The 8,018-nt window shown below is 63.8% G+C and carries 12 protein-coding genes; all 12 read right to left on the bottom strand.

All coding sequences use genetic code 11. The features are described from left to right. On the bottom strand, positions 1–298 hold a 298-nt coding region (locus ACOJTD_RS22055), incomplete at its 3' end, for an SDR family NAD(P)-dependent oxidoreductase (protein ID WP_420134996.1). Between the two features lie 154 nt (positions 299–452). After that, positions 453–866 (bottom strand): 50S ribosomal protein L17, encoded by a 414-nt coding sequence (gene rplQ, locus ACOJTD_RS22050; RefSeq protein WP_420134995.1) that lies wholly within the window; start codon positions 864–866, stop codon positions 453–455. 123 nt (positions 867–989) lie between these two features. Further along, positions 990–2,009: a DNA-directed RNA polymerase subunit alpha gene (locus ACOJTD_RS22045; RefSeq protein WP_420134994.1), complete on the bottom strand. Its 1,020-nt coding sequence runs from the start codon at positions 2,007–2,009 to the stop codon at positions 990–992. A 135-nt stretch (positions 2,010–2,144) separates the two neighbouring features. Next, positions 2,145–2,534: a 30S ribosomal protein S11 gene (gene rpsK / locus ACOJTD_RS22040; RefSeq protein ID WP_054162699.1), complete on the bottom strand. Its 390-nt coding sequence runs from the start codon at positions 2,532–2,534 to the stop codon at positions 2,145–2,147. A gap of 126 nt (positions 2,535–2,660) precedes the next feature. Next, complete coding sequence (rpsM, locus tag ACOJTD_RS22035; RefSeq protein WP_011503562.1) at positions 2,661–3,029, bottom strand: 30S ribosomal protein S13; 369 nt, start codon at positions 3,027–3,029, stop codon at positions 2,661–2,663. Between the two features lie 186 nt (positions 3,030–3,215). Continuing rightward, complete coding sequence (locus ACOJTD_RS22030) at positions 3,216–4,247, bottom strand: adenylate kinase (protein WP_420134993.1); 1,032 nt, start codon at positions 4,245–4,247, stop codon at positions 3,216–3,218. Continuing rightward, positions 4,244–5,575 carry a preprotein translocase subunit SecY gene (secY, locus tag ACOJTD_RS22025; RefSeq protein WP_420134992.1) on the bottom strand — a complete coding sequence of 444 codons (1,332 nt, stop codon included), beginning with the start codon at positions 5,573–5,575 and terminating at the stop codon, positions 4,244–4,246. The genes ACOJTD_RS22030 and secY overlap by 4 nt, the downstream gene beginning before the upstream one ends. Positions 5,576–5,723: 148 nt before the next feature. Then, positions 5,724–6,209 carry a 50S ribosomal protein L15 gene (rplO, locus tag ACOJTD_RS22020; protein WP_254986196.1) on the bottom strand — a complete coding sequence of 162 codons (486 nt, stop codon included), beginning with the start codon at positions 6,207–6,209 and terminating at the stop codon, positions 5,724–5,726. A 12-nt stretch (positions 6,210–6,221) separates the two neighbouring features. Further along, positions 6,222–6,416, bottom strand: a complete 195-nt coding sequence (gene rpmD, locus ACOJTD_RS22015; protein ID WP_054162704.1) for a 50S ribosomal protein L30 — start codon at positions 6,414–6,416, stop codon at positions 6,222–6,224. 50 nt (positions 6,417–6,466) lie between these two features. Then, on the bottom strand, positions 6,467–7,039 hold the full coding sequence (gene rpsE, locus ACOJTD_RS22010; protein ID WP_054162705.1) for a 30S ribosomal protein S5: 573 nt from the start codon (positions 7,037–7,039) through the stop codon (positions 6,467–6,469). Positions 7,040–7,099: 60 nt separating this feature from the next. Then, a complete protein-coding gene (gene rplR / locus ACOJTD_RS22005) occupies positions 7,100–7,462 on the bottom strand; it encodes a 50S ribosomal protein L18 (protein WP_420134991.1) in 363 nt (120 codons plus the stop codon). A 12-nt stretch (positions 7,463–7,474) separates the two neighbouring features. Then, entirely contained in the window at positions 7,475–8,008 is a 534-nt protein-coding gene (gene rplF, locus ACOJTD_RS22000) for a 50S ribosomal protein L6 (RefSeq protein ID WP_420134997.1), read from the bottom strand. Between the last annotated feature and the right edge of the window lie 10 nt (positions 8,009–8,018).

Here is an 8,018-nt window from a genome sequence, read left to right as displayed (position 1 = left end):
CGAAGAACGGCTTCGGCTCGAAGATGCCGGTGTTGTTGATCAGGATGTCGACGTCGGGCTGCGCCTTGACCAGCGCGGCGCAGCCGTCGGCGGTCGAGACATCCGCGGCGACGCCAGTGATGCTCCCGCCCTGCGCCGTCTTCTTCATTGCAGCAATGGCTTCGTCCACCTTGCCTTGGCTGCGGCCGTTGACCACGACATTGGCGCCGGTCGCGGCGAGGCCCTTGGCGATGGCGTGGCCGATGCCGGCCGTCGAGCCGGTGACAAGCGCAGTCTTGCCGGACAGATCGATCTTCATCCGAATTCTCCTGTTGGTGATGCCAGAGATATCGGAAGCCGGCGACGGACCCACAACTCGCATGCCGCATCGTCTCTTCAAATCGGCATGACCACCAACAAAAAAGGCGGCGCTTGCGGCGCCGCCTTTTTCAGAAAGGATGTTGGCGAGCAGCTTACGCCGCGTCGGCCGTGTCCTGCGCCGGGCCGGAATCCTTGCCCTTGGCGTCTTCGTCGCGATCGACGAATTCGATCACCGCCATGGCGGCGTTGTCGCCGTAGCGGAAGCCGGCCTTGATGATGCGGGTGTAGCCACCGTTGCGATCGGCGTAGCGCGGCGCCAGCACGTCGAACAGCTTCTTGACCTGATCCTTGTCGCGCATTTCGGAGATCGCCTGGCGGCGCTTGTCGAGGCCGCCCTTCTTGCCGAGCGTGACCAGCTTCTCGACGATCGGCCGCAGCTCCTTGGCCTTCGGCAGCGTGGTGACGATCTGCTCGTGCTTGATCAGCGCGGCGCACATGTTGGCGAACATCGCCTTGCGATGCTCGGCGGTGCGGTTGAGCTTCCGGTGAACCTTGCCGTGATTCATGACGTGTACTTCCTTCGATGATTCCCGACGGTTCGTCGGAGTTGCTCAGGTGGGCTGCCTGCGTTCGCCCGGGTGATTAGCAAAGCAATGGCCGAGCGCGAGCGCCCGGCCATGAAAAGTCGATCAGTAGTGATCCTCGAAGCGCTTGGCGAGCTCGTCGATGTTCTCCGGCGGCCAGCCCGGCACTTCCATGCCGAGGTGGAGGCCCATCTGCGCCAGCACTTCCTTGATCTCGTTCAGCGACTTGCGGCCGAAGTTCGGGGTGCGGAGCATTTCGGCTTCCGACTTCTGCACCAGATCGCCGATGTAGACGATGTTGTCGTTCTTCAGGCAGTTCGCCGAACGCACCGACAGCTCGAGCTCGTCCACCTTCTTGAGGAAGGCCGGGTTGAAGGCGAGATCCGGAATGATCTCCTGGGTGACTTCCTTGCGCGGCTCTTCGAAGTTGACGAAGACGTTGAGCTGATCCTGCAGGATGCGCGCCGCATAGGCGACCGCGTCTTCCGGCGTGATCGCGCCGTTGGTCTCGACCGTCATAGTCAGCTTGTCGTAGTCGAGGATCTGGCCCTCGCGGGTGTTCTCGACCTTGTACGACACCTTGCGAACCGGCGAGTACAGGCTGTCGACCGGGATCAGGCCGATCGGCGCGTCTTCCGGACGGTTACGCTCGGCGGCGACGTAGCCCTTGCCGGTGTTGACGGTGAACTCCATGCGGATCTCCGCGCCCTCGTCGAGGGTGCAGAGCTGCAGGTCGGGGTTCAGCACGACGATGTCGCCGACGGTCTGGATGTCGGCAGCGGTCACGGCGCCCGGGCCCTGCTTCTTGATGACCATCCGCTTCGGGCCTTCGCCCTGCATCTTCAGCGAGATGTCCTTGATGTTCAGCACGATGTCGGTGACATCCTCGCGCACGCCGGCGATCGAGGAGAACTCGTGCAGCACGCCGTCGATGTGGACCGACTGCACCGCCGCGCCCTGCAGCGACGACAGCAGCACGCGCCGCAGCGCGTTACCCAGCGTCTGGCCGAAACCGCGCTCGAGCGGTTCGGCGACCAGCGTCGCGAACTTGGTCGCATCGCTGCCCGGGGTCACCTGAAGCTTGTTCGGTCGAATGAGTTCTTGCCAATTCTTCTGGATCGTCACTGTGTCACCTTCCTGGCCAGTCCATCGCCGCCGAAATCAAGGCGCGGTCGTCACTAGCATTGGAAACTGCGGATCAATCCGCGCCAAAGTATCGAAAACAGTCGCGGGCGGCGCATGGCCACCCGCGAGAAAATATCAGACCCGGCGGCGCTTGCGCGGCCGGCAGCCGTTGTGCGGGATCGTGGTGACGTCGCGGATCGAGGTCACCGTGAAGCCCGCAGCCTGCAGCGCGCGCAGCGCCGACTCACGGCCCGAACCCGGGCCTGCCACCTCGACTTCGAGGGTGCGCATGCCGTGCTCCTGGGCCTTCTTGGCCACGTCCTCGGCCGCGACCTGCGCAGCGTACGGGGTCGACTTGCGCGAGCCCTTGAAGCCCATCGTGCCGGCCGACGACCAGGCAATCGCATTGCCCTGCGCGTCGGTGATGGTGATGGTCGTGTTGTTGAACGACGAGTTCACATGCGCAATGCCCGAGGCGATGTTCTTGCGCTCGCGGCGGCGAATGCGGCCGGCTTCCTTAGCCATGGTCTACCTTTCCTGAGATCTCAACGCCGCCGTAACACCAGCGGCTCCACCGAAACGACGAATGACGAAAAGCGGATGGCGATAGGATTCCCCTACCGGCCGCCCGCTGTTCGCAATTCGCAAAACTTACTTCTTCTTGCCGGCGATCGCCTTCGCCGGACCCTTGCGGGTGCGGGCGTTGGTGTGCGTACGCTGGCCACGCACCGGCAGACCGCGACGATGACGCAGGCCGCGATAGCAGCCGAGGTCCATCAGACGCTTGATGTTCATGCCGGTCTCACGGCGAAGGTCGCCTTCCACGAGGTAATCGCGGTCGATCACTTCGCGGATCTGAAGAACCTCGGCGTCGCTGAGCTGGTTGACGCGACGATCTACCGGGATCTTCACCTTCTCGATGATGTCGGCCGCATTCTTCTGGCCGATGCCATGGATGTACTGAAGCGCGATCAACACGCGCTTGTTGGTCGGGATATTCACGCCGGCAATACGGGCCACAGACTTCTCTCCTGTCACCGACCGTCCGGCCGGCTGTATTTTGCTATCTCGGGCTGGCGTTCACATACGCGAACACGACGCCATCCCCTACGCTTCTTTCGGGGCCCGGCATCGTCTGAAACCTATCCGACGGGATATCGGGCCTTATTAATGGATTCTGCTGCGCGCCGTCAACCGAATCCAGGTTCAAGATCGCTTTTTCGTGACCGACTTGGCCTTCTTGGCAGGCTTTTTGCCGGCCTTCTTCGTCACTTTGCCGACCGACTTCGCCGCCTTGGAAGGCGCCTTCGCGGCCTTTTTGCCAGCCTTCTGAGGAGCTTTCGCCGCCTTCTTCGCGCTGGCCTTTACGCCGGACTTGGCCTTCTTGCCGGCCGCCTTCGCCTTCGGCGCTTTGGCGGCGGCCTTCTTGGCGGACGCCGACTTGGTTGAAGCCTTCTTGCTAACTGCCTTCTTCGACGAGGCTTTTTTGCCTGCCGGAGCCTTCGCGGAAGACTTCGCAGCCTTGGCCTTGGAAGGCGCGGCCTTCGACGAAGTCGCCTTGGACGCCTTAGCCTTGGACGATTTGCCACCCGCCTTCTTGGTCGCGCGCTTCTTGGCAGTCGCGGTCTTGACGGCCTTCTTCTGGTCGGCCTGGGCGACGGCGGCGAGCACCCGGCCGATCTCGCGGGTGACCTCGTCGATCGTCATCATGCCGTCGACGGTCAGCAGCTTGCGCTTCTCCGAATAGTATTCGACCAGCGGCTCGGTCTGCGCGCGATAGGCCGACAGGCGCTTGGCCAACGCTTCCGCGTTGTCGTCGGCGCGCGGCTCCTCGCCCCTCGCCCGCATCTCGGCGACCCGCGTCTCGACCCGCGCCAGCAGCGCGCTCTCGTTGACGCGCAGTTCGACCACGGCGTCGAGCGACAGCTTCTTGTCCTTGAGCAGCGCATCGAGCGCCTCGGCCTGCGGCACGGTGCGTGGGAAGCCATCGAGGATGAAGCCGTTGGCGGCGTCGTCCTGCTCGATGCGGTCGGAGATGATTCCGATCACCACCTCGTCCGGCACCAAGCCGCCGCTGGCCATAATGTCCTTGGCCTTGAGGCCGACCGGCGTGCCGGCGGCGACGGCCGCGCGCAGCATGTCGCCGGTGGAGAGCTGCACGATTCCGTACTGCTCGACCAGACGCGCCGCTTGCGTTCCCTTGCCCGCCCCTGGCGGCCCGAGAAGGATCAGTCTCATTTCTTGCGCCCCCGCAACTTCGACTTCCGGATCAAGCCTTCATACTGGTGCGCCAGCAGATAGCCCTGGACCTGTGCCACGGTATCCATCGTGACGCTGACCACGATCAGGAGCGAAGTTCCGCCGAAGTAGAACGGCACCGAGGCATAGGAGATCAGAACTTCCGGGATCAAACAGACGATCGCCAGATAGATCGCACCGACCACGGTGATGCGCGTCAGCACGTAATCGATGTATTCGGCAGTGCGCTCACCGGGCCGAATGCCAGGAATGAAGCCGCCGTGCTTCTTCAGATTATCCGCGGTCTCGGTCGGATTGAACACGATGGCGGTGTAGAAGAACGCGAAGAACAGGATCATCGCGATGTAGAAGATCAGGAACAGCGGCCGGCCGTGGCCGAACTGCGTCACGATCCACTGAAACCATTCCGGGCCGGTGCCGGCGTTGAAGCTGGCGATGGTGGTCGGCAGCAGCAGCAGCGACGACGCGAAGATCGGCGGGATCACGCCCGAGGTGTTGAGCTTTAGCGGCAGATGCGAGGACTGGCCCTCGAACATCTTGTTGCCGACCTGGCGCTTCGGATACTGGATCAGCAGCCGGCGCTGGGCCCGCTCCATGAACACGATGAAGGCGATCACGACGACCGCCATCACCAAAACGACGAGGATCAGACCGGTCGACAACGCGCCCTGACGGCCGAGCTCGAGCATATTCGCCAAAGCGGAAGGCAGCTCGGCCACGATGCCGGCCAGAATGATCAGCGAGATGCCATTTCCGATACCGCGCGAGGTAATCTGCTCGCCCAGCCACATCAGGAACATCGTGCCGCCGGTGAGCGTGATCGCGGTCGACAGCAGGAAGAACGGGCCCGGCTCCGACACGACATTACCCGCGCCCTGCAGGCCCACGGCGATGCCGTAAGACTGGAAAGCGGCCAGGATCACGGTGAGGTAGCGGGTGTACTGGTTGAGCGTCTTGCGGCCGCTCTCGCCTTCCTTCTTCAGCGCCTCGAGTTGCGGCGACACCGTGGTCAGCAGCTGCACGATGATCGATGCCGAGATGTACGGCATGATGTTGAGCGCGAAGATCGCCATGCGGTGGATGCCGCCGCCGGCGAACATGTTGAACATGCCGAGAATGCCGCCGGCCAGCGAGTTGAACACCTGCTCCCACACGGTGGGATCGATGCCGGGCAGCGGAATGTAGGTGCCGAGGCGATAGACCAGCAGCGCGCCGAGCGTGAACCAGATCCGCTTCTTCAGCTCTTCGGCTCTACCCAGCGCCGAAAAATTGAGATTCGCCGCAAGTTGTTCCGCTGCAGAGACCATGTCAGGCTTTCTCCCGCGCCACTCGCCCACATAGCCGCCCGATGCGGGCGGCCGAGTCAGCGCCGGGCATCAATTTGGTGCGCAACTAACGAAAAATCTACCATCCCGGCAAGGCCGGTGCCCGCTTTCGCGGGCTATGACGGCAATGTTACGCAGCCTCGCCTTCGTCCTTCTTCGGCGCGAGGATCTTCACCGATCCGCCGGCCTTCTCGACAGCCTCGATCGCCGACTTGGTGGCGCCGTGGACTTCGATGTTAAGCTTGGCGGTCAGTTCACCGCGGCCGAGCAGACGCACGCCATCGAGCGAGCGGCGCAGCACACCGGCCTCGACCAGCGCGGCAGCGTCAACCACCTTGCCGGCGTCGAGCTTCTTGGCGTCGACAGCGGCCTGCAGCCGGTCGAGGTTCACCTCGGAGAAGTCCAGCGCGAAGATGTTGTTGAAGCCGCGCTTCGGCAGGCGACGATGCAGCGGCATCTGACCGCCTTCGAAGCCCTTGATGCGCACGCCCGAACGCGCGGTCTGGCCCTTGCCGCCACGGCCGCCGGTCTTGCCCTTGCCGGAGCCGATGCCACGGCCGATGCGCATGCGCTTCTTGCGGGCGCCCGGATTGTCGGAGATCTCGTCGAGCTTCATCGCTCTACCCTCTTACTTCTCGTCGACGACGCGAACGAGGTGTTGCACCTTGGCGATCATGCCGCGAACCTCAGGGGTGTCCTGAAGCTCGGTGACCCGGCCGATCTTGTTGAGCTTGAGGCCGACCAGCGTCGCACGCTGGGAGGAATGGCGCCGGATGGGGCTGCCGATCTGCTCGACCTTGATCATGTTTGCGGCCTTGGCCATCGTCTTCACTCCAGATCGCGTCTTGTGTCGGCGTGATCGCCGACGGCGTGTTATTCGGCAACCACTTCCGCATCGCCGCCGACGCGGCGAGACTGCAGGGTGGAGACCTTGATGTTGCGGCGCGCGGCGACCGAACGCGGCGAGTCCAGATGCTTCAGCGCGTCGAAGGTCGCGCGAACCATGTTGTACGGGTTCGACGAACCGATCGACTTCGCCACCACGTCCTGGATGCCGAGCGTCTCGAACACGGCGCGCATCGGGCCGCCCGCGATGATGCCGGTACCGGCCGGAGCCGCACGCAGATAGACGCGACCGGCGCCGTGACGGCCAGCGATGTCGTGATGCAACGTGCGACCCTCGCGCAGCGCGACACGGGTCAGGTTGCGCTTCGCCGACTCGGTCGCCTTGCGGATCGCTTCCGGCACTTCGCGGGCCTTGCCGTGGCCGAAGCCGACGCGGCCCTTCTGATCGCCGATCACGACGAGCGCGGCGAAACCGAAGCGCTTACCGCCCTTCACCACCTTCGCCACACGGTTGATGTGGACCAGCTTGTCGACGAACTCGCTGTCGCGCTCCTCGCGATTGCTCCGTTCGCGTCCACCGCGTTCGCGTTCACCTGCCATGGTGTTTTCCAATCCTTGCGAGACCGAAGCCTCGATCCTGGTATCCGTTCAATCCGAAAATTAGAAGCTCAGTCCGCCTTCGCGCGCCGCATCCGCCAGCGCCTTGACGCGGCCGTGATACAGATAGCCGCCGCGATCGAACACGACTTCCTTGACGCCCTGCTTCACCGCCCGCTCGGCCACCAGCTTGCCGACGGCCTTGGCGGCGTCGATGTTGGCGCCGGTGTTGCCGGCTTCGCGCAGCGTCTTCTCCAGCGACGAGGCCGAAGCCAGCGTCTCGCCCTTCAGATCGTCGATCACCTGAGCGTAGATGTGCTTCGACGAGCGGAAGATCGACAACCGCGGGCGGCCGTTGGCGACGCGCCGCAGTGCGATCCTAACCCGAGTCTTGCGCCGGGCATTCGTGACATTCAACTTCGACATGACCCGGCTCCGTTACTTCTTCTTGCCTTCCTTGCGGAAGATGAACTCGTCGGAATAGCGCACACCCTTGCCCTTGTAGGGCTCCGGCGGACGATAGTCGCGGATCTCGGCGGCGACCTGACCGACCTTCTGCGGGTCGATGCCGGCGACGTTGATCTCCGTCGGCTTCGGCACCGTGATGGTGATCCCTTCCGGGATGTCGTAGAGCACGTCGTGGCTGTAGCCGAGCGCGAGCTGCAGCTTCTTGCCCTGCAGCGCCGCGCGATAACCGACGCCGGTGATCTCGAGCTTCTTCTCGAAGCCCTTGGTCACACCCTCGACCAGGTTCGCGATCTGGGCGCGCGCCGTGCCGTACAACGCCTGGGCGCGATTCGTCTCGTGCCGCGGCGCCACCTTCACCGAACCGTTCTCGAACTTGACGTCGACGTCGTCGTGCACGACGAACTGAAGCTGGCCCTTCGGCCCCTTCATCTTGACGGTCTGACCCTCGACGGTCGCCGTCACGCCGGACGGGACCGTGACGGGCTTCTTGCCAACGCGTGACATGGTCGATCCT

It is taken from the genome of Rhodopseudomonas sp., from assembly GCF_048594845.1.
Classification (GTDB): domain Bacteria; phylum Pseudomonadota; class Alphaproteobacteria; order Rhizobiales; family Xanthobacteraceae; genus Rhodopseudomonas.
This window is presented reverse-complemented; position numbering and strand designations above follow the sequence as displayed.

Coding starts and splice junctions, on each gene's coding strand:
- rplQ (WP_420134995.1), bottom strand. CDS start 866: ATGAATCACGGCAAGGTTCACCGGAAGCTCAACCGCACCGCCGAGCAT.
- rpsK (WP_054162699.1), bottom strand. CDS start 2,534: ATGGCTAAGGAAGCCGGCCGCATTCGCCGCCGCGAGCGCAAGAACATC.
- ACOJTD_RS22030 (WP_420134993.1), bottom strand. CDS start 4,247: ATGAGACTGATCCTTCTCGGGCCGCCAGGGGCGGGCAAGGGAACGCAA.
- secY (WP_420134992.1), bottom strand. CDS start 5,575: ATGGTCTCTGCAGCGGAACAACTTGCGGCGAATCTCAATTTTTCGGCG.
- rplO (WP_254986196.1), bottom strand. CDS start 6,209: ATGAAGCTCGACGAGATCTCCGACAATCCGGGCGCCCGCAAGAAGCGC.
- rpmD (WP_054162704.1), bottom strand. CDS start 6,416: ATGGCCAAGGCCGCAAACATGATCAAGGTCGAGCAGATCGGCAGCCCC.
- rpsE (WP_054162705.1), bottom strand. CDS start 7,039: ATGGCAGGTGAACGCGAACGCGGTGGACGCGAACGGAGCAATCGCGAG.
- rplR (WP_420134991.1), bottom strand. CDS start 7,462: ATGTCGAAGTTGAATGTCACGAATGCCCGGCGCAAGACTCGGGTTAGG.
- rplF (WP_420134997.1), bottom strand. CDS start 8,008: ATGTCACGCGTTGGCAAGAAGCCCGTCACGGTCCCGTCCGGCGTGACG.